This window comes from Pseudomonas sp. PSKL.D1, from assembly GCF_028898945.1.
Lineage (GTDB): Bacteria > Pseudomonadota > Gammaproteobacteria > Pseudomonadales > Pseudomonadaceae > Aquipseudomonas.
Genome location: NZ_CP118607.1, coordinates 1,244,299 through 1,270,011 on the forward strand (window position 1 = coordinate 1,244,299; position 25,713 = coordinate 1,270,011).

The 25,713-nt window shown below is 57.7% G+C and carries 16 protein-coding genes and 1 pseudogene; 4 read left to right on the top strand and 13 right to left on the bottom strand.

Going from position 1 to position 25,713, the window contains the following annotated elements; translation table 11 throughout:
• Nucleotides 1-26: 26 nt before the first annotated feature.
• Nucleotides 27-902 (top strand): LysR family transcriptional regulator, encoded by an 876-nt coding sequence (locus tag PVV54_RS05490; RefSeq protein WP_274908963.1) that lies wholly within the window; start codon nt 27-29, stop codon nt 900-902.
• A gap of 71 nt (nt 903-973) precedes the next feature.
• On the opposite strand, the gene PVV54_RS05495 is transcribed toward PVV54_RS05490, so the two are convergent.
• The 3 genes and pseudogenes from PVV54_RS05495 to PVV54_RS05505 form a co-directional block, all read right to left on the bottom strand.
• Nucleotides 974-1,543, bottom strand: a complete 570-nt coding sequence (locus tag PVV54_RS05495; RefSeq protein WP_274908964.1) for a YbhB/YbcL family Raf kinase inhibitor-like protein — start codon at nt 1,541-1,543, stop codon at nt 974-976.
• 876 nt (nt 1,544-2,419) lie between these two features.
• Entirely contained in the window at nt 2,420-3,454 is a 1,035-nt protein-coding gene (locus tag PVV54_RS05500; RefSeq protein ID WP_274908965.1) for a DUF6602 domain-containing protein, read from the bottom strand.
• Nucleotides 3,455-3,870: 416 nt separating this feature from the next.
• A pseudogene (locus PVV54_RS05505) lies at nt 3,871-4,104 on the bottom strand (FMN-binding glutamate synthase family protein); the annotation flags it as partial.
• Between the two features lie 124 nt (nt 4,105-4,228).
• Here PVV54_RS05505 and PVV54_RS05510 point away from each other — a divergent pair.
• Nucleotides 4,229-4,642 (top strand): NUDIX hydrolase, encoded by a 414-nt coding sequence (locus PVV54_RS05510; protein ID WP_274908966.1) that lies wholly within the window; start codon nt 4,229-4,231, stop codon nt 4,640-4,642.
• Here PVV54_RS05510 and metR read toward each other — a convergent pair.
• Both metR and PVV54_RS05520 read right to left on the bottom strand, forming a co-directional pair.
• Nucleotides 4,626-5,543, bottom strand: a complete 918-nt coding sequence (gene metR / locus PVV54_RS05515) for a transcriptional regulator MetR (protein ID WP_050704009.1) — start codon at nt 5,541-5,543, stop codon at nt 4,626-4,628. The two genes, PVV54_RS05510 and metR, sit on opposite strands and share 17 nt — an antisense overlap.
• A 74-nt stretch (nt 5,544-5,617) precedes the next feature.
• Entirely contained in the window at nt 5,618-10,936 is a 5,319-nt protein-coding gene (locus tag PVV54_RS05520) for a DUF6543 domain-containing protein (protein ID WP_274908967.1), read from the bottom strand.
• 192 nt (nt 10,937-11,128) lie between these two features.
• On the opposite strand from PVV54_RS05520, the gene PVV54_RS05525 reads away from it, so the two are divergent.
• Nucleotides 11,129-12,124, top strand: a complete 996-nt coding sequence (locus tag PVV54_RS05525) for an alpha/beta fold hydrolase (RefSeq protein ID WP_274908968.1) — start codon at nt 11,129-11,131, stop codon at nt 12,122-12,124.
• Between the two features lie 14 nt (nt 12,125-12,138).
• On the opposite strand, the gene PVV54_RS05530 is transcribed toward PVV54_RS05525, so the two are convergent.
• The 6 genes from PVV54_RS05530 to PVV54_RS05555 form a co-directional block, all read right to left on the bottom strand.
• Nucleotides 12,139-13,467 carry a sigma-54-dependent transcriptional regulator gene (locus PVV54_RS05530; RefSeq protein ID WP_274908969.1) on the bottom strand — a complete coding sequence of 443 codons (1,329 nt, stop codon included), beginning with the start codon at nt 13,465-13,467 and terminating at the stop codon, nt 12,139-12,141.
• Nucleotides 13,464-15,368, bottom strand: coding sequence for a sensor histidine kinase (locus tag PVV54_RS05535; RefSeq protein ID WP_274908970.1), 1,905 nt, complete (start codon nt 15,366-15,368; stop codon nt 13,464-13,466). The genes PVV54_RS05530 and PVV54_RS05535 overlap by 4 nt, the downstream gene beginning before the upstream one ends.
• A 69-nt stretch (nt 15,369-15,437) precedes the next feature.
• On the bottom strand, nt 15,438-16,172 hold the full coding sequence (locus PVV54_RS05540) for an amino acid ABC transporter ATP-binding protein (protein WP_274908971.1): 735 nt from the start codon (nt 16,170-16,172) through the stop codon (nt 15,438-15,440).
• Nucleotides 16,169-16,840: an amino acid ABC transporter permease gene (locus tag PVV54_RS05545; RefSeq protein ID WP_274908972.1), complete on the bottom strand. Its 672-nt coding sequence runs from the start codon at nt 16,838-16,840 to the stop codon at nt 16,169-16,171. Before PVV54_RS05545 ends, PVV54_RS05540 begins: the two co-directional genes overlap by 4 nt.
• Nucleotides 16,841-17,587: an amino acid ABC transporter permease gene (locus PVV54_RS05550; RefSeq protein WP_274908973.1), complete on the bottom strand. Its 747-nt coding sequence runs from the start codon at nt 17,585-17,587 to the stop codon at nt 16,841-16,843. It lies immediately after the preceding gene.
• 142 nt (nt 17,588-17,729) lie between these two features.
• Nucleotides 17,730-18,647 (bottom strand): glutamate/aspartate ABC transporter substrate-binding protein, encoded by a 918-nt coding sequence (locus PVV54_RS05555; protein ID WP_274908974.1) that lies wholly within the window; start codon nt 18,645-18,647, stop codon nt 17,730-17,732.
• Between the two features lie 334 nt (nt 18,648-18,981).
• On the opposite strand from PVV54_RS05555, the gene PVV54_RS05560 reads away from it, so the two are divergent.
• Nucleotides 18,982-23,145, top strand: coding sequence for an NEL-type E3 ubiquitin ligase domain-containing protein (locus PVV54_RS05560; RefSeq protein WP_274908975.1), 4,164 nt, complete (start codon nt 18,982-18,984; stop codon nt 23,143-23,145).
• A 10-nt stretch (nt 23,146-23,155) separates the two neighbouring features.
• Here PVV54_RS05560 and glpD read toward each other — a convergent pair whose 3' ends face one another.
• A complete protein-coding gene (gene glpD / locus PVV54_RS05565) occupies nt 23,156-24,694 on the bottom strand; it encodes a glycerol-3-phosphate dehydrogenase (protein WP_274908976.1) in 1,539 nt (512 codons plus the stop codon).
• 213 nt (nt 24,695-24,907) lie between these two features.
• The gene (glpR, locus tag PVV54_RS05570) at nt 24,908-25,663 is read right to left on the bottom strand and encodes a DNA-binding transcriptional repressor GlpR (RefSeq protein WP_274908977.1); all 756 of its coding nucleotides are present in this window, start codon (nt 25,661-25,663) and stop codon (nt 24,908-24,910) included.
• Nucleotides 25,664-25,713 lie beyond the last annotated feature (50 nt).

Sequence of the window (25,713 nt, forward strand, 5' to 3'; positions counted from 1 at the left end):
GCCCCCATGCTGAAACGGCATTGCCCATGGAACTGGTCTGGCTTGAGGATTTCATCGCACTGGCGGAGCACGGAAGCTTCGTTCGAGCTGCCGATGCGCGCCATGTAACTCAACCTGCTTTTAGCCGCAGGATAAGGTCGTTCGAGAGTTGGATCGGTGTCGAGCTGTTCACGCGCACACCTCAGGGTGCAAACTTGACGGATGCGGGGAAGCACATTCTTCCGAGTGTTCTGGATGAGGTGAGTAGGATTTATCGAATCCGCTCAGAGGCTCAGGAGCTTGCTGGGAAGGCAGCCAAGGTCCTGCAATTCGCAGCTACTCACTCGCTATCATTTACATTCTTTCCCAGGTGGATCAGGGCCGCTGAGCGTGGGGCGCCCATTGAAGCCGTCCGGCTTCACTCCGACAGTATGGCCAGTTGTGAACAGATGCTGGTTCATGGGCAAGTGCAGTTCCTGCTTTGCCACCGTCATCCTGAAGTACCGCCTCTGCTACCGCATGACCAATACATCAGCAAAAAGGTGGGGGACGATATTCTGATTCCTCTCGCCAGCCCAGTGCTTGATTTTTCAGCCGAAGAAACGTCGATGCCTTATCTCGCCTACACGGAAGAGTCGGGCCTTGGGCGAATCGTGAGGCATCGCTTGCAAGGTAAGGACGAGTATCTTCATCTCAAACCTCATTTCAGCAGCCATTTGGCTGCCGTGTTGACATCAATGGCCCTTGAGGGAAAAGGCATTGCGTGGCTCCCTAAAAGTTTGACCGAGCAGGAAGTCCTTGATGGTAGATTGATAAGGGCGCTCGACGAAAGTTGGGATATTCCGCTCGATATAAATCTCACGCGTCCTACTGCACCTATCAATACATCTGCTGAGACATTTTGGACCAGTCTGAAAGATTGATAGCTTACAAATAGATGGCTTCGGTATCACCGAGAGGCCATCTATGGCCGTTAAAGCAAGCTTTCTTTAAACTACCGGTAAAGACCAACGATTGACTGACCAAGTAAGGTGTGACCTTTCAATTCCTTCAAAAGTGCATCTCGTGTGAGGCCGATAGCTAGTTTTCCTGGTTCAATCGTTGTAGCAACTACTGTCAATGTATAGTGATGAGAGTTCTCGTCAGGCTGTGCACAAAGTCCTCGGTAAGCAGATTGCCCCATGGTGTTCAGCCCTACAGTGTAGCTACCGTCCAATTGATCTTTCAGGCCCTCATTCAACTGAGTGACTGTAGCGGGAATGTTGTATACCACCCAGTGAGAGGTTCCTGTGCCTTTTTGGCCATCCGGATCGGTAACGAATACCGCCAAAGATTTCGTACCTTCAGGCAGGTGTTTCCACTGAACGTGCGGGGAAAGGCCCTGGCCGCTACCACATTGTTCATCAGTTCCTGCATGGCGAGCGGAAATTTTCTCTCCATCTTTAAAAGAAGTACTCTCGATAGAGAACTTATCAGCTAGTGCTCCACCGGAAAATAATAATGTCGACAAAAGCGAGGTCTGTAAGAAAAACTTCGAAAGAATTGTATCTCTATTGGTTGGCATTGCATTAGCCTTCTGTTTGGGTGATGGTTCTCTAGGTTGCTGGCTACAAGGGGTTTTAAATAAAGGACAACCCTATCGTTGGTAAACCCTTGGATCGTATTGTTTGCTGAGCAAGCTGAGGTGGGGTAGTGATATGGCCATTCGTCTATCCTCTCGTTAGTTAATGAGTCGTCAAGGCGTCAAGTTATTGGGAGAGCGAAATATCGCTGGGGTGGTTTATCGATGATTGCATGTAAAATCTATTTTGTTGTTCACGATCCGTGTAGTGATGATTCACGATATGGCGTGTATGACAGCTCTCTGAGGAATATCGGTTAGTGGCTTCGCATGCAAGTTGTTGTCTGCTCTGGGGATTGGTTTCTACAAGCGAATTTGTCTGACGATATAAATATATATTCAGCAACACATTTGGTTTTGTCTTTGGTGCTGCTGATGCGTGCGCAAACAAGCCCGTGGGTATATCATTGCCACTATTTCTGAGGGGGTTAAGTAATCCTCAAGCGACTACGAGGAGAGGGGTTCAAGTCAAATCTTCTAAATTTCCCGTAAGAATGTTTGCAAGAAATATATGTAGGAAGTTTCTGTCTTTCAAGAATGCAGCACGTCGTTCGCAATCCTATGGGGATGATATGTTTCAAAAATTACTATTTGGAAATTACTTCTAGAAAGAATAATAATGTTAATGCCTAGTTGCCTCTTGGTGAGTTCTGAACTGTGCATGAGGATTTAATGGTTTTTGAGATATAAGTATCCCTATCAATAAAAACTATTCGAGACTCAAGCTTCACCGACTTCGCTCCAGTTTATTCAGCCCGTTATGCATGACCAGCCCAGCGGGCTGAGATTCTGGAAAGGGGCATCTAGGGCGAAAATGGTTTAGATGACTATCGAGAAGGTTGTGGTTTTCTCGAAATAGTGATTGGACGCAATTTTTTTGATGTAGTAGTCATCTAAAAAGTTAGATAGATCTTCGGATGTGATGGTCCTTTCTTCAAGTGGGTATCTAGTAAAAAGATCGTACATTTTTCTAATGGCATTCAAGGATGGGTCTGTTTTTTCTAGATGAGTTAGCAGTTTTTGAATAAACAGTCCGAGATAGCTGTCTGCCGGTTTTATCTCATCTCGGTCATGAAATTCGTAGGTCCTGTTGAATGTCATGTCCATGGGCGCGTCGTCTACGTCGTAGCAGAAAATAGTGCGCGTTCCCGTGAGGCAGAAATTATCAATTGATAATACTGAGTCCACCATGCTTAAGGATGTAGTATCTCCGGCCGAATGCCTAACTAATGCGTCGAGAACTGACTCGTGAGCCGATTTGAATTTATTTTCGATGTCACATGAGAGGGCGAGTACTCCATAGAAGACCGGAATCTCGGTGATGGGGTCTTTGGCATTGCCAGAGGCTAAGTCATTAAGCCGCCTAGCGGTAGAAACAGCTTCCTTAATGTCATCTAGACGAAGGCTTAGCTTGCATTCAAAAGCCGCGACAACTGAGTCTATTGGGTAAATTTTACTCTTGAGTAAGTGTACTGGGTAGTTTTCATTTAGTACCAAGATGTCTATCTGAGGCGATATTACTGGGCCAATACCGCCAATGACACCTTTCACTACAATATTGTACTTAGGTAGTAATAGCCGCAGTAGATCAGCCCAGCATTCTTCAGCGGCATCACCGGCAGTCCCATTATCGAAGCCAGTAAAAATTGACTTTATTCGTGGGCGATCTGCACTTAATCTGCGTTGTTGTTCCATTGTGGTCTGATATAGCATTTTTTCGTCTGGTTGCCAGCTATCTCGTGCTCGGCTAATCAACGAAAGCATTCCCTTCCTATAACTCTCCTCGCCGATCATTTCTCGGAAGCATCGAAGATGTAAAGTATTGATGATCCAGTCAGAGCTGTGGGGGCGCATAGGAAATCCTGCTCAAATTTACGCTGCTGATAGCTTAAGGAATAAAAAAACTCAGTGCATTAAATTTATCACCAAACTGGCACTTTCTAAGAGGAAGTGAGCAGGCCGACTCGCCAGCGTGGCCACCGCTGGTTGGCTTTAGCCTGCGTCAACCGGGCTGTTGTGGAGGTCGAGCTTGGAGAATGGCACTGGGAGCGGGATCGAGCTGAGGGCTCGAAACGAATGATAATTCTCGATGGTGACACACCGGAGACTAGAGGGCCTGATGTCGATCTGATTGGAGGCTCGATTTGGAGGAACGTACTAACCGTATCTGGCGGTTAGTACGTTTCAGTTGGTATAGTACTAACCTTGATCGTTCTCAAGATCCTTTTTTTATAAGGGCTGACGAAGGATAGTATGGTTAGTGATTCCAATCGAATTTCCGGGCGAATGCCTTCAACCAGGTAGCGAATGTTGCCCAGGATCGGGTAGTTGCGGCGTACGGCATGGCGTTGCTGCAGCAGGTCGAACACACCAATCAGGCTGAGTACACCCGTGGTCAGGGTGAATGGCCACAGCCATTCATGGTGCAGGAACGGCAAGCTGGCCAGGGTAGCCAGCACACAAGCGGCGAAGAAGGCATAGCGGCTGAGAAGTGACAGGCTCATACGGGATCCTTTCGATGGCTCGGTCAGGCTCAGGGCCTGGGGTAAAGTCCGACCATAGCCCGGTTAGAGCAATCTGAAAATCAAATGTAGACTGCTTCGGCCATATTCACCGTGAACCCAACGCATGCCAGACATCATCCGAATCGCCGCCGCCCTGCTCATCGATGGCCAGGGTCGTACATTGCTCGTGCGCAAGCGCGGCACCCAAGCCTTCATGCAGCCTGGCGGCAAGATCGACGCCACCGAGACACCGGCGCAGGCGTTGGTGCGCGAGCTGCATGAAGAGCTGGGGCTGCGTATCGACCCGGCCGGGGCCCGGCATTTGGGCCAGTTCAGCGCGCCTGCTGCCAATGAGCCGGGCTGTGAGGTGCACGCCGAGCTGTTTCGCGTGGACACGTGTGACGCCGTTAACCCGGCAGCAGAAATCGAGGAAGTGATCTGGCTCGAACCCGGTCAGCCAGTTGTGGTGCAACTGGCACCGTTGACGCGTGACTGGGTCCTGCCACTCTATCGCAAGGTGCTCAGCGCACCGCGCTGACGCCATCAAGCGTGGCGAAGGAGGTGTCCTTGGCCGTCAGCAGAAAATCCCGCATGTAGGGCGCATCGAGCATGTCGGTGCGCACTGCCGCGTACAGCGTGGCAAACAGGCCTTTTTCGCCGAGTCGTTTACCCTTCACATAGCCTCGCGAGCTGTACTCGTGCAGGGCCCAGTGCGGCATGCCGCACACACCACGGCCACTGGCCACCAGTTGCATCATCATTACCGTCAGTTCGGACGTACGCACGGCAGCCGGTTCGATGTCGGCAGGTTCAAGGAAGCGAGTAAAGATGTCCAGGCGGTCACGCTCAACCGGGTAAGTGATCAAGGTCTGGTCAAGCAGGTCCTGGGGCACGATGTAGGGCTTGCTGGCCAGCGGGTGCTGGTTCGCCACGGCCAGCATCGCTTCGTAGGTAAACAGCGGCACGTAGGTGATACCGGCCAGGTCTACAGGGTCTGACGTAACCACCAGGTCCAGGTCGCCGCGGGCCAGTGCCGGCAAAGGGGCGAAAGCAAAGCCCGAAGCCAGGTCAAGCTCCACTTCTGGCCAGGCGTCGCGGAACTGGTCGATGGTCGGCATCAGCCATTGGAAGCAGCTGTGGCATTCGATTGCCATGTGCAATCGCCCGGCGGTGCCGCCTGCCAGGCGGGCGATATCCCGCTCGGCACCACGCAGCAGGGGCAGGGTGGCGTCGGCCAGTTGCAAAAGGCGCAGGCCGGCACTGGTAAAGCGAATCGGTTTGGTCTTGCGCACGAATAGCGGCAGGCCCAGGCGTTCTTCCAGTTCTTTGAACTGGTGGGACAGTGCCGATTGGGTCAGGTGCAGGCGTTCGGCCGCCTCTACCAGGCTGTCGGCCTCGCGCAAGGCATGAAGGGTTTTCAGGTGGCGAATTTCCAACACAACGACTTCCCCAATAAAAACCTGGTCATTATGGGGGAGCCGTTGAGTTTTTCTCAAGTAGCGGGAGGTGGCAATCAGTCAACGTTCAGGAAGTACTGGTTGGCTGTCAACTTGCTGATTGGGCCACGCCAGACAGGTTGAGCGTCGGATTGGCCTTGCTGCCATTGTGGGCCGCGGAAGCGATCGACAACCCGTTTGATATGCCCGGCGCTGTATTGGTCGAACGGAGAGTCCAAACGCCTGTAATGAAAGTGGGCGTACCACAAGACCGCATGGTTGCCCGCTGTGGTTTCCAGCACTTCATACTCCTGAAGGTAATCATGCTCTTTCAGCATCTGGCGTCCGCCAACCCGGCGAAGTTGAATCTCTTGTTTTTCCATCAAGTAAATGAAATGTCCCTCACTTGGCGTAGTGCCCTCCTTGATCTGTGCAATGCGCATGCTACGGCCATCGGCTCTTAATGATCGTGCTTGTGTGATCAGCCGGGTTGGCAGCGGGTTCGATGGGTCCAGGCCCTCTAGCCGGGCAGCGTAGGTTTCCAGCTCTTCTGCCTTGATGACCATCATGTGCTCGACATCGACCGGCAACATGTTTTGCCGCTGATAGGTCTGAATCTGGCGTCGATATGCGGCCAGTCCTTCCATCGCGTTCTCGCTGACTTGCGTGAGTTCGCGTAGTTCGTTGGGTTTGGAGCGGGGCCTGCGCACAGGCTGCCAGCGTTCCTGAATGAGCTCATAATGGCGGCCAGACGTGTTGCCACCCAGCGGCACTATCCGTTGCGGCTGATTGCCAGCAGCAGGGAAGTGGTTGCCGATGTAGAGCTGGTCTTCGTTCGTCAGAAATACCCGGGGGCTGCCCCCGGCTTGCCTGGGCATACGCTCTTCGGCTGGAAGACGTTTGAGGTAGCCGTCCGAAATGGAAATGAACGCGTCCAGATTGTCGTGGAGGCGTTTGAGGTAAGCCTCATCGAACAAGGTAGGGAGGCTTGCGAACGTGCTTTGCAGGCGTCGCTTGTACGCGGCATAGTTGTCCCGTGCCTGTTGGTAGATCTGCCGCCTTTGCGGAGCCGTTACCTGAACACTTTGCAGCTGTGCCAGTGTACTGCGGCTCATCTGCACGTTGTGTTCGGCTTCAGTCAGTTGTTCAAGCAGGAACTCAGCGACCACGGAGCTGTTGTCGTGACGCAAGGCCGTCAGTATCAAGTGATTCGTGTCATAGAATGCCCGAAACTCGCGATTGAGAACTTTCTGGTATCGCTCGTAGGAACTCTGCACCCGAGGGTCTGGTTCAGCTCTGCGGAACCAGGTGTCCAGGTCGTTCATCTCCTCGAAAATCCGGTCTCGCTCGGCCAATACACTCACCGTCACCTTGCGGGCTTGTTGTAGCAATGGAATTTGGTCAGCCAGTTCTTGCTCTGCGTTGGCTTGCAGCCGCAAGACTATGCTTTGCTCAAGCAACGCACGGCTGCGCCTTGCTCTGATGTCAATCACGGTCATCAGGCGTTCGCAGACAAGTTTGGCTGCCCGTTGCTTTTGCATCAGTGGCGTGTTTCGGTTGCGCCCGGTGGTGATGTTCAGGTAATCATCCCACGATTGGAAACTCTGTTTCCCCAAGCGCACATCGGCAAGGTATGCCGCCTCAAGGGTGGCCATTGGAACGCTGCCCACATCCAGTGAATTGCTCGCGTTCAAGGATGCGATGAGCTGCGTTTCATCTGAGAAAGCCTTGGCTTTCACCCTTTGCTGGTTACGGAAGTGCGCGTCCACCAGGAAGCGCGGCAACCGGTCGCGGATTGCCGCAGGCCAGTAAGGGTCCAGTTGATCCACCAGGTGCCCGACCACCTGGCCACCTCCAGCGCCCCCGCCAAGCAAATGGGTGCCATACAGGGCGTAGTGAGTGTCCCACTCCCCATTTCCGTCCAACGCTATGGCACGTTTCCAGCCTTTGGTCGCATTACCTTTCAAGCGCCAGGTATGGGCAGTTGCGTCCCATTCCACCTGATAGACATGGTGCTCGATGCGGATGAAGTACTCGTCATCATTGCGGTAGATGCCCCGGAAGCGGCCGTGAGTACCGATGGGCAGGTCCGCCAACACATTGGGATGAGGGTGTTCGTAGCCAGCGAATCGGGTCAAACGTTCAATGGGTGAACTATCTACGCGTAAATAACTGGAAGTGCCATTGCGCAAAGGGCGCAGTTGTCGCTGGCGAGCCAATCTGCGCAGGGTTGCATGATTGATACTGGACCCGGTACCAACATCCATCAAGGTGTCGATAAGTGCCACCAGCACGTCATTGAGCGCCTCAAGCCCTTCAACTGTCTTGCCCTTGAAGAATGCATCCACGGCGCGCATCGAGGCTTCAAAGAAGTCATAGACCCCCACCGCCGCACCCACAAATGGCAGGAAACCTATTGCCAGCTTGATGTAGGTGTAAACCATCGTGCTCTGGTAGGTGAAGTTCTCCATCCAGAGATCGGCGTTGGACCGCGATGTCTTGCGGTGGGCGCTGATCACCCGTCCCATTTGTGCGTTGAGCAGATGTTCGGCGAATGACGTGGTCGCTGGCCATGCTCCGCCGATGCCAATGATGCCACTGAACGCGTGAGTCTGGGCTTGAAGGATGCGTGATTGATGGGCTCGTGGGTCGCCCGACAGCGCAAGGCCAGCCAAATAGGCGCTCTCCCCACTGAGCTTGCTTTGCTCGTACAGGCTGAGCCTGGCTTCCTCCAGGCTATCGTGCTGTGTCAGCGATTTGCTCGGGTGCTCGGGCAGGTACAGAAGCGTTATGCCAGAGCTGCGGTCCTCGACAAAGGTTATCCCCGACAAGGACGATGGCTTGAAATCGGTGTCTGTACCACCTGAAGTGAGCACGGCGGCCAACAATCGAATGTCGTGCCCCGAGGCTCGATAATCAGCGGGGCTTTTAGCGTTGATGGCAACCTGCAGGATCGCAAGCCCCTGGTCATTCAGAACGCGTTTCCCATGCAATAAGACGCCGCGCATTTTCAGCATGAACTGGTAGGGCGCTACAAGCGTTTCACGGCGAAGGTCCAAGGTGAAACCGCTATCGCTGATGCCCTGAAACGCATCGCGAACATGCTCTTCATATGCCTTTGCCAGATCCAGTTCACTGGCAAGGTTTTTGATGTAATTGGGCGTGAGGCCCGCTGATAGTGTGTCGAGCAACTCCTTGGAATCGGACGTCAGCTGCAGCTTGAGATATGCCAAACGCTCGAGGGTTGTCTGGTCGATGTTCTCCAGCAACAGCGTGTCGAGATTTACGACTTCCGTCGTGGAACTGGGTTTGGGGATTTTTTTGGTAACTGTTCCATAGGTGCCTCCCGTAATGAGATCTGTGACCCATTCGACGCGAAGGGGCAGTTCCAACGCGATGTTGCTGCCGTCATAGCCAGGGAAGTCCTTCACCAGCTGCTGATGTATGAGTGGTCGGCAGAAGGCCATGCAGCTTAGTAAATCCTTGGCCAGCAAAGCTTCAGAGCGTTGAGCGGCTGCGACGTAGTCCGGGATCAGTTGGCTCAGGGTCTGGCAGGTAGCTAATGGCAGGGTTCTCAGGCTGGGCTTCATTGCTCCAGCCAGCTCCACGACAGCTTCCTGCTGTTGTATCAGGGCGAAGGCTGCTTCACGTGCGGCATGTCGTGGTACTTGCAAGGATTGCTCTAATACTTCCTTGAGGCGCGGCAGGTCGGATGCAGCTGCATTCAGCCCTTGGTCGTTTTGCAGCTCGCGTTTTTCGGAGTGGACTTTGGCAAATTGCTGCCCCAGTGCAGCCTGGAGCACGTTGCCAGTAAGCTCTTCCAGTACCAGCGTGTGATCATCCAGAGCGGATGTACCCAATAGCAGCGCCAGCTCTGCCTGGTTCGCACAAGGCAGCAGGCCGCCTTGTTCGCCCAGCCAATACAGCAGCAGAGCGCCATCGGTCGAACCGTCCAGCGTTGACCGAGCGGTGAAAATGATCAACTCATGAAGAAGCTTATCTTCGATTGAAGGCGCAAGCTGCTTGATACGCGGGCAGGCCGCTAGCAGTTCGCTGTCCGGGAGGGGAAACTTGCCTGCCTGTTTGACGATGGATTCGATTGCATTGAGCTGAGCAGTCGTGATCTGCCCGCACAGTTGCTGAAGTTGAGCATGAAGCAGCAGGCCTTGAACATGGGCATCCAGCAGTGCATCGCTGGCTGCGATCGGCTCGGGCGCAGAATGCCAGCGAGCTGACTGCAACTGGATGGCGATTGCCTCTTCAGCCAGTGTGCGTTGCTGTACCAGCTCCTGATGTAGTTTTTTTGCTTTCTCGATTTTGTCGTCATCAAGCTGCGCAAGAAGCTGCAGCTGTTTTTCGACCTGCTGGCTGCGAAGGTAGGGTGTGGCCTCGTTGCTCACGATGCCGAAATCGAACAACGAGGGGGCAGTGCTCGTGTCGGCAGGGGCGGGTATGGTGCGAGCAAAAACCACAGGGTTCATGCGCGCGAACTGCAGCGCTGCGGCTTGTGCGAGTGCCAGGGGGGCATGAGTGCTCGGGCTTTCCCCCGGGTCATGATCGAGCGTTTTGAGGGAGGCATCCAGCAAGTCATCAAGCAAGCGGGTAGAGCCGTCCGCTATGTCTTCTATCGGTCGATGGATAGTGGTATCTGGAGGCACGTCCTTTTCCAGATCGTCGACTGTCGGGTAGTAACTGAAGGCGCGGCCTTGCGAGGGGCTATAGAGCAAGCGAGGTTCTTCGCCATCAATGCGCAGCAGGATTGCCCCGACAGGCATTGAAAGGGACTCGATCACTACTGTTTTACCACCAACGGTTTTGCCGTCTGGGTCATCGAACACCCATTTGGCCAAATCGAGCTGCGGTTCTGTCAGGTTTTCTGAAGCCAAAGCCAACGTCAGCGATGCGTTGAAGTGGCTCACATACTGATCTCGGGCGTGATCTTTGCGGCTTGAGGCGGTGCCTGCTGCTCGCGCCTCCCAATAGGTTTTCCACTGTTGTCGCATTTCCCCTGGCAGGTCCAGTTCGGATAAGCGAGTCAGCAAATGGCTGGGGCTTTCGGCAATCAGCCCTTGATGTGCCGGTATGTTTCTGACGCTTGCCAACGCCTGCAGGTCTGTTGGGATGGTGGTATGGCTTCGAGCGTAAACGGCCAGGTTCGCAAGGCTGGTGAATGAATGCTCGCCATCGGCGCTGAAAGCCAGCCCCGCGCTGTCTGGATCTACGCCAAACGTTTTACGCAGCAGTTCATTAACAACTTGGACCGGAGCGGGGGAGGCTCTGAGCAAGGCATTAAACGTTTTGCGTGCCTGCTCGCAAGTATCCATCGCTTCAAGCGTCGATGGGTTCAAAGGCACCCGCCAAGTGGGGTGGGCGGGTGAGTCGATGGAATGGCTCATGAGTGTCCCTGCTTTGCTAGGTCAGAATTGAACCCTCTTTTTAAAGAGCGACCTGGCCAAAGGGTGTTAGATAGTTACCTACTAACCGTTCAGCGAGCTTCATCAAACTGTCATGGTTTTGTGGCAGCGCCCCCGAACAGATTTCATCAGACTCGCGCTCTACTGGGGATTTGCATTCTGGTGTTTCCATTCATGCGGGCATTTCTGTTTTTCTTCTTGCTGGTAATCAGCGCACAAGCGAGCTTCGCCAAGGGCGGTTGCGATGTCGATGCGCCGGTTCAACGTGCCGAGCTGGGCGGGTTGAGCCTGGTTTACCAAAGTGTCGGAGCGCCACGTGACCCTGCGCTGTTGCTGGTCATGGGGTTGGGCGGGCAACTTATTCACTGGCCGGACGATGTGGTCGAGGCGTTATGCCGGCAGGGTTTCCGGGTGATCCGCTATGACAATCGCGATGTCGGCCTTTCACGCTGGAACCAGTTGCCACCCTCCGCCAACCTCACCCTTGAACTGTTGCGCTTCAAGCTTGGCCTGCCGGTAGCTGCTCCCTACACGTTGACTGACATGGCGGAGGATGGCCTGCACCTGATGGATGCGCTGGGCGTTCGCGAGTTTCATGTGCTGGGTGTGAGCATGGGCGGCATGATTGCCCAGCACCTGGCTGCCATGGCGCCAGAGCGTGTGCGCAGCCTGACGTTGGTGATGTCCAGCTCCGGTGCAGCCGGGCTACCCGCACCGAACCCTGCACTTGTGCAGTTGCTGGCGCGGCGCAATGCCCCGAGTCGGCAAGTGGCCATCGAGCAACAAGCCGATCTGCTGGCTGCGTTGGGTAGCCCCGAGGTGAGCGATGATCGGGCGGTGCTGTTGCAGCAGGCGGCGGCGGCCTATGATCGGGCGTTCAACCCCGAGGGTGTAAAGCGGCAGATCATGGCCATCCTTGCCGAACCCAGTCGTGTCGAACTACTCAACCAGCTGCGCGTACCAACGCTGGTGGTGCATGGCACTGCCGACCCGTTGCTGCCGGTCATGCACGGTGTTCACCTGGCAGCGCATATTCGCGGTAGCGAGTTACGGCTGATCCCTGGCTTGGCGCATCGTTTCCAGGAGCCTTTCAAAGCCCCATTGCTCGGAGCAGTGTTGCCCTACTTGCAGGCACATCGGCAAGATGTCACTCACATAGCCGGGCTTTGAACAGGCGCGGGCGCTCATCCGAGCCCGTACTTTTTCACCTTGTCGAACAGCGTGGTCTTGGCCATCCCCAACTCCTGGCTGGCCTGGCTCAGATTCCCGCCGGTACGCTGCAATGCATCACTGAGCAGGCTGCGTTCGAACGCCTCCACTGCTTCGGCAAACCCGAGCCCCTGGCTGGCGCCACCACTCGAGCTCTTCTTGAAGGCCGGCAGGCCCAATGCAAAACGTTCGGCAACGTTGCGCAGCTCGCGCACGTTACCGGGCCAGTCATGGGCCATCAGGCGTGATAGCGTCTGGCTGTCCAGTTCCGGCATTTCCCGGTCAAAGCGCAGTGACGATTGCTGCAGAAAATGATCAAACAACTGCCGAATGTCTTCCCGCCGCTCGCGCAGAGGCGGCAACTCCAGCGTAACCACGTTCAATCGGTAATACAGGTCGCTACGGAACTGTCCGCTTCTGCCCAAGGCATCAAGGTCGGACTTGGTTGCCGCAACGACGCGGCAGTCCACCGGGATACTCTGGTTGGAACCCAGCCGCTCCAACGTGCGCTCCTGGAGCACCCGCAGCAGCTTGATCTGCAGGTTGATCGGCATGCTCTCCACTTCATCGAGGAACAGCGTGCCGCCGTTGGCATGTTCGATCTTGCCGATGCGCCGCTTGCCTGCACCGGTGAAGGCGTTGGCTTCATGGCCGAAAATTTCGCTTTCGAAGAGGTTCTCCGGGAGGCCGCCGCAGTTGAGTGCAACGAAGGGCTGCCCCTGCCGCCGACTGAAGTCATGCAGGCAGCGGGCTACCAGTTCCTTGCCGGTGCCTGTTTCGCCCTCGATCAGCACGTTGGCCGACGTGTCTGCAACGTTGGCAATCAGTTCGCGCAGGTGCTCCATGGCGGTGGAACGCCCGATGATACGCCCCTCCAGGCTGTTCTGTTCGGCCAATTGGCGGCGCAGTGCAACCACTTCCCGCGACAGGCCGCGCTGTTCCAGAGCGCGGCGCACCACATCCACCAGGCGCTCTGGCGAGAAGGGTTTTTCCATGAAATCGTAGGCACCGTTGCGCATGGCACCGACGGCCATGTCGATATCGCCATGGCCGGTGATCAGTACCACCGGCAGGCTTCGGTCACGGGCCTTGAGACGGTTGAGCAGTTCCAGTCCATCAATGCCCGGCAGGCGGATGTCACTGACGACGATGCCGGCGAAGTCCTCGCCGATACGTTCAAGGGCCAGTTCGGCACTGCCCACGCCTTCACAGGCAATGTCTTCCAAAGCCAGCGCCTGCTGGCAGCCGAGCAGCACATGCGGGTCGTCTTCTACGATCAGGACGGTAAGAGGCGCTTGGTTCATGGGTGCTCTGCCGAGGGTTCAGATGGCGATATCAGCGGGATGGCAAGGACGAAGGCCGTGCCGCCGCTGGCGGGGTGTTCGACGTTCAGGCCGCCCTTGGCGGCGGCGGCAAGGCTCGCCGAAAGGGTAAGGCCCAGGCCCAGGCCATGTTCGCCGGGTTTGGTGGTGAAGAAAGGTTCGAACAGGTGCTTGCGGGTTTCGGCATCAATGCCGTGGCCATTGTCGCGTACCCGCAGGCGATATTTGTCACCCTGCACTTCGCCCTCCAGCCAGAGTTCGGGCAGTGGCACGGTGGCCATGGCGTCCAGCGCGTTGCCCATCAGATTGACCAGAATCTGTTCCAGTCGGGTCTGGTCGATGGCCAGTTGATGGTCCTCATAATGGCTGTGCAATTGCAGGTGGCAACCACTGACTCGGCTGGCCAGCACCTGCAAGGTGGCTTCGATGGCTTTGGCCAGCGAGGCCTGGCCGCTGTCGTCGCCTCGCCGTGCGAAAGAGCGCAGGCTCGCGGTAATGCGCCCCATGCGATCAATCAGGTCGTTCATGGTGCGCAGGTTGGTGCTGGCGGTTTCCAGTGCACCGCGCTCCAGAAAGCGCACGGTGTTGCCCGACAGCGTCCGCAGAGCCGCAAGCGGCTGGTTGAGCTCATGGGCAATGCTGGTGGACATCTGCCCGATAGCCGCCAGCTTGCCGGCCTGCACCAGCTCGTCCTGGGCCTGGCGTAGCGTCTGCTCGGCATGGCGACGCTCACGAATCTGGCCTTTGAGGCGTTCGTTGCTGGCGCGCAGGTCGGCGGTGCGGTCGGCGATGCGCCGTTCCAGCTGGCTGTTGGCCTCTTCCAGCGCTTCACGGGCAGCCAGGCGAGTGGCAATCACCTTGCGCCGCTCGTTCCAGGCGATACCCAGAATCGCCAGCAAGGCAAAGGCCACAGCAACCAGGATGCCTTGCACCATGGATTCCCGGCGCAGGTCCTGCAGCGGGGTCAGCAGGGTGAAATGCCAGGGGGTGTCGACCAGCCGACGGGTCTGCGCCAGGTAGGCAACTTCGTGGGGTTTGCCGTGAGCGGTTTCGCGGTTGGCCGGGAAGGTGAGTTTCTCCACACCATCGGCCAGGGTCTCACGGGCCAGCGGTTCCAGCTCGTTCAGCGGCCACCAGTAATATTGCAGGCTGCGCGCCAGGCGCTCCTTGATTTGCGGGGTCAGCGGGCGCACCGATTTCAGCCGCCGCGCCGGGTCGCTGGAGAGAATGATGATGCCGTTCTCGTCGCTGACGAAGGCTTCAAGGCGAGCACGTTGCCAGCGCTCTTCGAGCGTGTCCAGGCGCACCTTGATCACCGCTACACCGATGATTTTGCCGTGTTCCTCCAGGCCATGCGCCAGGTAGTAGCCCGCCTCGCCGGTGGTGCTGCCGATGCCGTAGAAACGCCCGGGTTCGCCACGCACGGCGGTCTGGAAGTAGGCCCTGAACGACAAGTCTTCACCCAGAAACGAGTCGGCATCGCGCCAATTGCTGGTAGCTTGCACCCGGCCATTGGTGTCCAGCACGAAGATTGCCCGGCTGCGGCTGCGACGGTTGAGCCCTTCAAGGTATTCGTTGACGGCCTGGCGGTCGCCGCCGTCGGGGTTGGTCAGCAGCTGCGAGACGCTGTCTTCGAGCTCCAGAAGGCTGGGCAGGTAGGTGTACTTGCTGATTTCGCTTTCCACCGTGCGCGCGTGCAGCTCGAGCTGACGCTCGCCGTTTTCGCTAAGGCTACGGATACCGTTGCTTTCGCTGATCAGGTAACCGGCCATCCCCAAGCCTACCATCATGAGGATGATCAAGGGTGGCAGCAGCAGTTGGCGAATCAGGCGGGATTTCACGGCAGGTTTGGCAGGCAGAAGAAGCGAAGAATCGCATTTCATCACAGTGGCCTTGTCACGGCCAGCATCCGCTGCCGGGAAAGCCCGGGCAGCGGCGCTGTTGGCGCAGTATCAGTGTTGCAGGATTTTGCCGAGGAAGTGCTGGGTGCGCTCGTGGCGCTCCTGAGGCTTACCGAAGAAGTCTTCTTTCTGGCAGTCCTCGATGATGTTGCCTTTGTCCATGAAAATCACGCGGTTGGCCACCTTGCGGGCAAAGCCCATCTCGTGGGTTACGCACATCATGGTCATGCCTTCGTGGGCCAGTTCCACCATCACATCCAGTACTTCATTGACCATTTCCGGGTCCAGCGCCGACGTTGGCTCGTCGAACAGCATGACGATCGGGTCCATCGACAGTGCGCGGGCAATGGCCACGCGCTGCTGCTGGCCACCCGACAACTGGCCAGGGTGCTTCTTGGCATGGGCGCTCAGGCCGACGCGGTCGAGCAGGGCCAGGCCTTTTTTGGTGGCCTCTTCTTCGCTGCGGCCCAAAACCTTGCGCTGGGCGATGGTCAGGTTCTCGGTGATGGTCAGGTGCGGGAACAACTCGAAGTGCTGGAACACCATGCCCACCCGTGAACGCAGCTTTGGCAAGTTGGTCTTTGGGTCGGCAATGGAGGTGCCATCGACCACGATGTCGCCTTTCTGGAACGGCTCCAGCGCGTTGACGCATTTGATCAGGGTGGATTTGCCCGAGCCGGAAGGGCCGCAGACTACAACCACTTCACCTTTCTTGACCTCGGTGCTGCAGTCGGTCAGCACCTGGAAGTCCCCGTACCACTTGTTGACGTTCTTGATGGAAATCATACGGTGATCCTTTTTTGCAGGCGCTTGACCAGCCACGAAGCGGAGAAGCTGATGAGGAAGTAGACAACCCCGGCGAAGATCAGGAACTCATGGGAGCGCCCGATGATGTCGCCGTTGGAGCGTGCCGAGTTGAGGAAGTCCACCAGGCCCACGGTGTACACCAGCGAGGTGTCCTGGAACAGGATGATGCTCTGCTGCAGCAGCAGCGGCGTCATCTTGCGGAAGGCCTGGGGCAGGATGATCAGGCGCATGGTCTGGCCGTAGGTCATGCCCAAAGCCTGCGCTGCGCCCATCTGGCCCTTGGAGATCGACTGCACGCCGGCACGCACGATTTCGCAGAAGTACGCGGCCTCGAACATCATGAAGGCCACCACGCAGGAGGTGAAGGCCCCCACCGGGGTGTCTTCGCCGGTGATCCAGCGCAGCACGAACGGCACCGCAAGGTAGAACCAGGTGATCACCAGCAGCAGCGGGATCGAGCGGAAGTAGTTGACGTAGGCGCCGGCCACGTTCGACAGCAACTTGTTCGACGACAGGCGCATCAACGCCAGGATCGTGCCCAGGGCAATGCCACCGACCACGCCCATGACCATCAGCTGCAGGGTCATGATCATGCCGTCCCACAGGGCGGGCAGGGCGGGGATGATTTCGCTGAAATCCATTTCCATTTACTTGCCCCCCACGGAAATCAGGCCAGGCACCGAGACTTTCTTCTCGACCATGCGCATCAGCAGCATCAGGCCCATGTTCAGGGTGAAGTAGATTAGCGTGGCCAACGTGAAGGCCTCGAACAGGTTGGCCGAAAATTCGGCGGTTTGCTTGGTCTGCGCCAGCAGTTCCATCAGGCCGATCAGCGACGCTACCGAAGAGTTCTTGAAGACGTTGAGGAACTCGGAGGTGAGCGGCGGGATGATGATCCGGTACGCCTGCGGCAGCAGCACGTTGTTGTAGATTTGCGGCAGGCTGAAGCCCATGGCACGGGCCGCGGCTTCCTGACCCTTGGGCAGTGCCTGAATGCCGGTGCGCACCTGCTCGCAGACACGTGCGGCGGTGAACAGGCCCAGGCAGATGACCACACTGATCAGCGCCGAAGTGGTTGGGTTCAGGTCCTGCTTGAACCATTCCTGCAGGCCTTCCGGCAGCAAGTCCGGCACCAGGAAGTACCAGATGAACAATTGCACCAGCAGCGGCACGTTGCGGAACAGCTCCACGTAGGCGGTAGCGATGCCGGCCACCAGGCGGTTTGGCACGGTACGCATCACACCCAGTACCGAACCCAGCAGCAACGCAATGATCCAGGCGGAAACGGCGATGGCGATGGTCCAGCCCAGGCCGGTGATGTACCAGTCCAGATAGGTTTCGCTGCCCACGCCGGTGGACTTGAAGAACACGCCCCAGTCCCAGTTGTAATTCATCGGGATTTCCCCTCAGACGGTTGTTTCACGGGCACCTTCGAGCATCCAAGGGCGGCACGCGCCCTCGGATGAAAGGTTAGACACTAATGAGTGGCCTGCAGAATTGATTGGCGCTCTTGCGCACCAGGCCACTATCTGAGGATCAGGACTTCTTCTCGTCCGCAGCCTTGTCGGTCGGTTCAGCGATCAGTTTTTTCAGCTCGTCACTCATCGGGAACTGCAGGTTCAGGCCCTTCGGTGGGATCGGCTGCTGGAACCACTTGTCGTAGCTCTTGTTGACCTCACCCGACTTGAAGTAACCCACAATGGCATCGTCGACTGCTTTCTTGAACGCAGCGTCATCCTTGCGCACCATGCAGCCGTAGATTTCGTACGACTGCGGGGTGCCGGTGATGACCCAGTCAGCCGGCTTGCGCGCCTTGGCCATTTCACCGGCCAGCAGGGCGTCGTCCATCATGAAGGCCACGGCGCGGCCGCTTTCGAGCATGTTGAAGGCTTCACCGTGGTCCTTGGCGGAAATCACGTTCATCTTCATCTGCTTGTCGGCGTTCATTGCCTTGAGGATGCGCTCGGAGGTGGTACCGGCGGTGGTCACCACGTTCTTGCCGGCCAGGTCCGGGAAGTCTTTGTAGGACGGCTGACCGTCCTTGACCTTGGTCAGCAGGCGGGTGCCCACTTCGAAGATGCCAACCGAGAAGCCAACTTGCTGCTGGCGCTCGACATTGTTGGTGGTGGAGCCGCACTCAAGGTCCACGGTGCCGTTCTGTACCAGTGGGATGCGGGTTTGCGAGGTGACCAGGTTGTAGCGGACCTTGATGTCCGTACCCAGTTGCTTCTTCAGGGCCTCGACGACAGCCAGCTGGATGTCATGGGAGTAGCCCACGGGCTCGGGTTTGCCGGCCAGGTAGGAAAACGGAATGGAGGAGTCACGGTGCCCCAGGGTAATGGTGCCCGATTCCTTGATCTTCTTCAGGGTGCCGGTCAGCTCCTCGGCCATGGCGGGCGAAGCGATGACTGCAGCCGCGATGGCGGCGCCCAGCAATTGACGAACGATACGCATCAAATTTTCCTCGACGTGTTTGTTTTTTTTATGGAGCCGTTGGCGGACTCTTTCGTTCAACGAATACAGCATGAAGCGCTGTGCATTCGGCTTCCAAGTGTAGAGCATGACTCGTGCCAAGCCCCGTTTTCGATGATAACGCCGCGAAAATGCTGAGGATTACTGTTTAGTGAAGGTTTTTTGTGTAGGAAATTTTCTCGGTATTCCGAACGGATTGAATATCGGTGTTCGGTAATCCGAATGGGTGATGGGTGCGGGTGCGGCGCGAAATATCTACCGCGGGTGGGGGTGGTGAAGATGGTCTCTTGCGGCTTTCCCATAAGGCCAAGCCACCATGACCCTCCATGAAATTGCTCCCGACTCGATTGACGCAGTCATCGCCAGCGGTTTGCCAGACTGGATGCAGCGTGCAGAAATCGATAGCTTGCGGGCCTTGCAGCGTGCAATGCATTTGCAGCAAAAGAGCGCGCAACAGGTGCGCGAGCTACTTGCCCCCCTGCCCTCGATCGATACCTTTGCCGAACCCTTGTTGAAGCAAGCGTTGATCGACCGTTTCAACTTGCATACCGATGTGCGTACCAGCCGCGTCAAAGTCGTGCAGAAAGTGTTCTACCCGGTCCTTATTCCCACTGCGCCCCGTACTTACTATTTGCACACCTCGAGCAGGTGGCTGCTTGCTGCGGCGCTGCATAACTACACCGACGAAGAAACCATCCCGGGGGGCATGGAAGACGCGTATTTGCTGGATAGCCAGAAAGTGCGGCTGAAAGTCTCGTTCACGCATTTCGCCTTGCTGTGCCGCAGCCTGGATATTGGTGCCAGGTATCAGGCTGTGTTGAAGGCCCATCTGCAACCTGATGACCCGGCTAAGCGTGAAGCAGTGGAGCGGCGGCTGGAAGAGGACTTGCGTGCCAGGCTGGAGGTGGCGTTGCGCATAGCCGAGATGCGGACCGAGCTCGATGAGCGCAGCTATCTGCAGTTGTTACCGGTATGTAGCCCCAAACCGATCGTCCCTATCGACCGCGCCGAGCTTACCGCACGGCAGTTGTATCTGTTGGGCAAGCGTATCGAGGGCGTTGCTGCCTGGGAGGTGCGCGACACCCGCGACGGCCCGCTGCAAGGTGTTCTCAGCTGGATCCCCGATGACCCCGTGCAGCCGTTGCATATCCACCAGGATTGGGACGCGCTGTATGACATGCTGGCAAACCGCCTTCGCGACAAGACTTACGCAAGTTTTTTCATGCGCTTTGTTCGTGAGCGTGACAGGGCGTCGTTCACCGTTACGCTGAAGAAGCTCATAAAGGACACCGGTACCTCGGCAGAAATCGAGCTTGACGGCCGTCACTTTGCCATCGATACCCCGGTGCTGGCCCACCTCCGGACGCTGCGTATCGACAAGATCCTGGACGATGCCCGCGTGCTGGCTGTGCCAACGGGCGATGAAGACAGTGAGTCCCGTCGTGAACGTTTGGCCGGCTACGTCGATGCGGGGCTGACGTTGCTCGGAATCGCAGGGTTATTCGTGCCGGTGCTTGGGCAGGCCATGTGCGTGATCGCAGCGGCGCAGCTCGCCAATGAAATCTACGAAGGCTATGAGGACTGGAAACTGGGTGATCGCCAAAATGCATTGAAGCACCTGTTTGGCGTTGCTGAAAACGTTGCAGTCGGCGCCATCATTGCGACTGGCGGGGTAGCGGTAGGGCGGGTACTTGAACGTGTGCCATTTGTCGATGACCTGGACCCGGTTGTCAGTGAGCACGGTCAACTCAGGCTTGTAGCCAGTACCCCGGGCCACTACCGTACAGAGCTATACCGCCCTCAGGAATGGTCTGGTGCGGGGATGATGATGCGACGGCTAGGCGGCGAACTGAGTGAAGTCAGCGATGAACAGGCGCTTGTGCTGACGCAAGTCACGGGCATTGATGAAGCCCGCTTGCGCTACCTGCATGTTGAGTCTGCGCCTGCCCCTGCGCGGCTTCTCGATGCCTGGGAACGTTACCACCTGCATGGCGTGTTTCCGGCGCTACGTGGGGATGCATTCGAATCCGTCTTCACATCGAAACAGCCCGTGCCGGGCACTGAAGTCGTGCTGTTGCAGAGGGATTTCCCAGGGCTGAGCAGCCGTGGTGCACGCGAGATTATTGCGCAAGCCAGCGAGCAGTCGCTTGATTACATGGTGCAGAAACAGCGTGTACCGCTGGTGCTCGCGGAGCAGGCGCGTTGGCTCGTGCGTGACAGCCGCATCGACCGCGCCCTCGCCGGCCTGATTCAGACCAGTGCGACCAACGCTGACAGCGAGCGCCTTGCCTTGAAGCTGATTGATGCCCGAGCTCCCTGGCCGCAGTCGGTACGCGTGGAAATCCGACAGGGTTCACGCGAGGGCGCGCTCAGTGCCCAGCTGGGCAGTGATCAAGCGCAAACGGTGCGCTGCCTGACCAGAACAGACCAAGGCTACCTTGCACTGGGTGATCAAGGGGCGCCACTTGCACAGGCCGCGGCCACCGACAGCCTGGTCAAGGCGTTGCTGCATACGCTGGAGCCCTCCCAAAAGCTTCTGCTGGGCAGTGCTGCGCTGGATGAGGCCGGGCTGCTGGAGACGCTGCTGGCTCAAGCCAGTGGGGCGCGCGCAACGGTGGCAACCTTGATCGGCATGGCGCGGGTAGGCGAGGGGGTGCGCCCACCGGTTCGCTTTGCCGATGGTCGCCTGGGCTACCCGCTGAGTGGTCGAGCCAGTAGCAGCCGCCAGGCCGCGCGCCGGGGCATTCACCAAATCTATCCAACGCTCGGCGAAGATGAACTGGAGGCATACATTGTAGAGCTGCTGGCGCGCCGGATGGACCCGTGGACGCACTACGTACAACTGCAACGGCAGCTCACGCGCCTGCGTCAGGGGTTGAACAGCTGGTGCGACGCCAGTAGCGGGCTTCGTGATGGCTGGCGGCGCAATCGGGTAGCCAATGCGCTGCGGCGTTGTTGGCGGCGCAAGGCCCCCACTTTGAGCGAGGGAGGGTTCTTGCTGGCCATTCGCGGCGAGCACGTGGGTGGGTTACCGGCCCTGCCGGCCGGCATAACGTTTAACCATGTAACACGGCTTACCCTGCGGGACATGAACCTCGCGGCGCTGGATGCAGACTTCCTGTCGCGCTTCCCACATCTGGTGGAGTTGGACTTGCAGCAAAACCGCTTCACGGCGCTGCCGGCAGGTATTGAACAGCTCAGCGGCCTCAGGCGCCTGCGCCTGTCGCACAACCAGATCACGATCGATGCGACCGACAATCAGCGCCTCGCTGCCTTGACGCGCCTGGAGCAGTTGGATCTGGGGCATAACCCGCTTGGTCAGGCCCTGGATGTGCATGCGTTGCGTCATCTGCGTGATTTATCACTGAATGCGGCAGACCTGGTTCATTTTCCCGAGCGTGGCCAGCAATTGCCTGTTTTTGGTTTTGCAGACCTGCGTAACAACAGGATCCAGCGCATCCGCCAGGACCTCAACAGCCTGCGCCTGCGGCTACGGCGTGCAAGCGTGCATGACAACCCGCTGGATGAAACTAGCCAGGGGTTGGTGAACCTGGCCGCGCGCCAGCCTGTCAACTTGCGGCCCATCGATCATCAGTTGCTCGATGACGCTGCACGTGAGCGGTGGCTAGCCGATTCCAATGGCCAGCTGCGCAGTGATCGTGAAGCGCAATGGTTACGCTTGCGCGATGACCCGGACTCGGCGGGGTTGTTCCAGTTTCTGGCCGACTTCAGCCGGACCAGCGATTTTCGGGAACACTCGGTGTATTACCGGGAGCGTGTATGGCGCATTCTGGGGGCCTGTGACCAGAACAGTGAGTTGCGAGCAATCCTGCTGGCTCAGGCGAGCGGCCCGCGCACTTGCGAGGATCAGTTGCTCTACATACTGAGCGAGCTGGAAGTTACCTTGTATGTGGAGAACGCGGCGGCGGGCAGCAGCCTGGCCCAGCGTGAAGACGCCTTGCTGCGGGTAGGGCGAACGTTGTATCGATTGGATGAAGTCAACCGCATTGCTGCGCTCAAGGTTGAGGAATTGAACCGGCAAGGCGGGCTTGTCGACCCGGTTGAAGTCTACCTGGCGTACCGCTCGCGGTTGGCAGGCGGGCTCGGTTTGCCGGCTCAGCCAGGCACCATTCATTACATGGCGTTTTCAAGGGTGACCCTGGGCGACGTGAGTGCAGCGCGATTGAAGATTCTGCGGGGGGAAAGCCCGCCCAGGTTGAGTGAATCGCTTGCCGAGCGGCCGTTTTGGGATCGCTACATCCACGAGCGCTATCCGCAACGGATCGATGCGCTGGTTGAATCATTTGATGAGCGGCTTACACAGGCCGAGCAGCTTTCCGAGCAGGAGTATTTGCTGCAATCGGCAGCGTTGCGGGCAGAGTACGAGAAACAGCTGAGGGCGATGCGACTGGAGCTCGCGCAGGCAGCGTACGCACGCTACCTGCACATAGAGCCGACGGTGGAGGGCCAGGCCTCGTAGTCAAGGCGTCTCAGGCAGCCTGTTCGCGGGCTTGGTTCGGCCGGGCCTGCTGCAGGTACTCTTCAAGCAGCTGCTGTTCAGCGGCAGAGGTGAACAGACCGAGCTTGGTCCGGCGCCACAGGATGTCGGCGGCACTGATTGCCCATTCTTTACTGCACAGGTAATCCACTTCGCGGGTGAACAAGCCCCCGCCAATGGCCTGGCCAAGATCGTCGGGGCCCTGTACACCTTCGAGCAATTGCCAGACGCGGCTGCCGTAAGTGTGTGCCCAGCGCTTGGCGATGTCCTCGGGCAGCCAGGCGCTGTGGGCGAGGATGGCGTCTACCAGCGCTTGAACGCTGGTCATTTTTTCCCCGCCAGGCAGGGCTGCGTCGGCTGTCCAGCTACCGCGCATTTGTGTGAAGAAAGGCTTGAGTTCGGCCATGGCCGACTCGGCCAGCTTGCGATAGGTCGTCAACTTGCCACCGAACACCGACAGCAGCGGCGCCTGGCCCTGCTCGGACGAAAGTGCCAGCGTGTAATCACGGGTAACGGCCGATGGGTTGTCCGACTCATCGTTGCACAGCGGCCGCACGCCGGAATAAGTGTGCAGGATGTCGGCGCGGCTCAGTTGATGGTTGAAGTGTGCATTGACGACCTTCAGCAGGTAGTCGGTTTCCTGTTCGGTGATGGCCACCTTGGCCGGGTCGCCGCTGTATTCGCGGTCGGTGGTGCCAATCAGTGTGAAGCGGTCCAGATAGGGAATGCAGAAGACGATGCGCTGATCTTCGTTTTGCAGGATGTAGGCATGGTCACCTTCATACAGCCGCGGAACGATCAGATGGCTACCCTGAATCAGGCGAATCCCGTAGGGCGCATCAAGCTTGAGATCATCCTTGATGAAGCTGGCCACCCATGGTCCGGCCGCATTGACCAGCGCACGTGCCCGGATGGTTTGCAGGCTGCCATCGGCATGCTGCAGTTCAACTTCCCACAGGCCATCAATGCGCTCGGCGCGCAGGCAACGGGTGCGGGTGTGAATGTGCGCGCCATGTTCACGCGCGGCCATGGCATTCAGCACCACCAGGCGGGCGTCATCCACGGCGCAGTCGGCGTATTCGAAGCCACGGGTGATCGCTGGCTTGAGCGGGTAGCCCGGCCCGAAACGCAGGCTACGCGAAGCGCCCAGGCGCTTGCGTTTGCCCAGGTGGTCGTACAGGAACAGGCCTGCACGGATCATCCAGGCCGGGCGCAGGTGCGGGCGGTGGGGCAGCACGAAGCGCATCGGTTTTACGATGTGCGGGGCCTTGGCCAGCAGTACCTCCCGCTCGGCCAGGGCTTCGCGTACCAGGCGGAATTCGTAATGTTCCAGGTAGCGCAGGCCACCGTGAATCAGTTTGCTGCTGGCTGACGAGGTGTGTTGCGCCAAGTCGTCTTTTTCGCACAGGAACACCTTCAGGCCGCGCCCGGCAGCGTCGGCAGCGATGCCCACGCCATTGATGCCGCCGCCGATCACTGCGAGGTCATAGCATTCGGCGAGGGCGGGCTGGGTCGAAACGGGCTGGGACACGGGCAAGGCCTCCTGAGGTTGTTCATATCGAATATGAACATCTATGTTCGTTTGCGAAAATAGTAGCGCAACAGAAAGGCCATCGCCAGTCAGTGTTTATAGAAAAAACTGATCAGATGACAATAAAGTGAACAAAAACGAAAATTACAACGCAGTTGCCAGGGTAGCCAACCCTGGCGTTAGCCGCCCCTTTCAGGCGTGCACGTCAAACGCTCAAACCACTTCGAGGCGAATCTTGTACTGGTTCAGCAACTGCGTTAGCTCCAGGCTCGGCGCCTGGTCGGTCACCAGGCAATCGACCAGGCTGATCGAACCCAGGCGCACCATGGCATTGCGCCCGAACTTGCTGGAGTCGGCAGCCAGAACCACTTGCCGGGCGTTGGCAATGATCGCTTGGGAAACGCGCACTTCCTGGTAATCGAAATCAAGCAGGCTGCCATCCTCATCAATGCCGCTAATACCCACCAAGGCAAAATCAACCTTGAACTGGTTGATGAAGTCGACGCTGGCCTGCCCGACGACACCGCCGTCACGGCGCACCGTACCCCCGGCTACCAACACTTCGAAATCATCCTTCGCTGCCAGGATCGCCGCCACATGCAGGTTGTTGGTAATGACCTTCAGGTGGCTGTGGTTGAGCAGGGCACGGGCAATGGATTCGGTGGTGGTGCCAATGTTTATGAACAGCGAGGCATGGTCGGGAATCTGCCGGGCGATGGCTTCGGCAATACGCTGCTTCTCATCGCGCATCTGGTCGGCGCGCATGGCGTAAGCCGTGTTTTCGATGCTCGAGTCGTAGGCCGCCCCGCCGTGGTAACGGCGCAGCAGATTGAGCTCGGCGAGTTGGTTGATATCGCGGCGGATGGTTTGCGGCGTGACGATGAATAACTGCGCCATTTCCTCGATGCTGACGTAGCCGCGGTCGCGGACCAGTTCGAGGATTTGTTGTTGGCGTGGGGGCAGATTCATGGGCGGTCCTTAGGGGCTGCCGGACAAATTCTGCAATAATGCCGTAGGAA

Excerpts from the sequence above, each read along its gene's own strand:
- PVV54_RS05490 (WP_274908963.1), top strand. The coding sequence starts at position 27 with ATGGAACTGGTCTGGCTTGAGGATTTCATCGCACTGGCGGAGCACGGA.
- PVV54_RS05495 (WP_274908964.1), bottom strand. The coding sequence starts at position 1,543 with ATGCCAACCAATAGAGATACAATTCTTTCGAAGTTTTTCTTACAGACC.
- PVV54_RS05500 (WP_274908965.1), bottom strand. The coding sequence starts at position 3,454 with ATGCGCCCCCACAGCTCTGACTGGATCATCAATACTTTACATCTTCGA.
- PVV54_RS05510 (WP_274908966.1), top strand. The coding sequence starts at position 4,229 with ATGCCAGACATCATCCGAATCGCCGCCGCCCTGCTCATCGATGGCCAG.
- PVV54_RS05520 (WP_274908967.1), bottom strand. The coding sequence starts at position 10,936 with ATGAGCCATTCCATCGACTCACCCGCCCACCCCACTTGGCGGGTGCCT.
- PVV54_RS05525 (WP_274908968.1), top strand. The coding sequence starts at position 11,129 with ATGCGGGCATTTCTGTTTTTCTTCTTGCTGGTAATCAGCGCACAAGCG.
- PVV54_RS05530 (WP_274908969.1), bottom strand. The coding sequence starts at position 13,467 with ATGAACCAAGCGCCTCTTACCGTCCTGATCGTAGAAGACGACCCGCAT.
- PVV54_RS05535 (WP_274908970.1), bottom strand. The coding sequence starts at position 15,368 with ATGAAATGCGATTCTTCGCTTCTTCTGCCTGCCAAACCTGCCGTGAAA.
- PVV54_RS05540 (WP_274908971.1), bottom strand. The coding sequence starts at position 16,172 with ATGATTTCCATCAAGAACGTCAACAAGTGGTACGGGGACTTCCAGGTG.
- PVV54_RS05545 (WP_274908972.1), bottom strand. The coding sequence starts at position 16,840 with ATGGAAATGGATTTCAGCGAAATCATCCCCGCCCTGCCCGCCCTGTGG.
- PVV54_RS05550 (WP_274908973.1), bottom strand. The coding sequence starts at position 17,587 with ATGAATTACAACTGGGACTGGGGCGTGTTCTTCAAGTCCACCGGCGTG.
- PVV54_RS05555 (WP_274908974.1), bottom strand. The coding sequence starts at position 18,647 with ATGCGTATCGTTCGTCAATTGCTGGGCGCCGCCATCGCGGCTGCAGTC.
- PVV54_RS05560 (WP_274908975.1), top strand. The coding sequence starts at position 18,982 with ATGACCCTCCATGAAATTGCTCCCGACTCGATTGACGCAGTCATCGCC.
- glpR (WP_274908977.1), bottom strand. The coding sequence starts at position 25,663 with ATGAATCTGCCCCCACGCCAACAACAAATCCTCGAACTGGTCCGCGAC.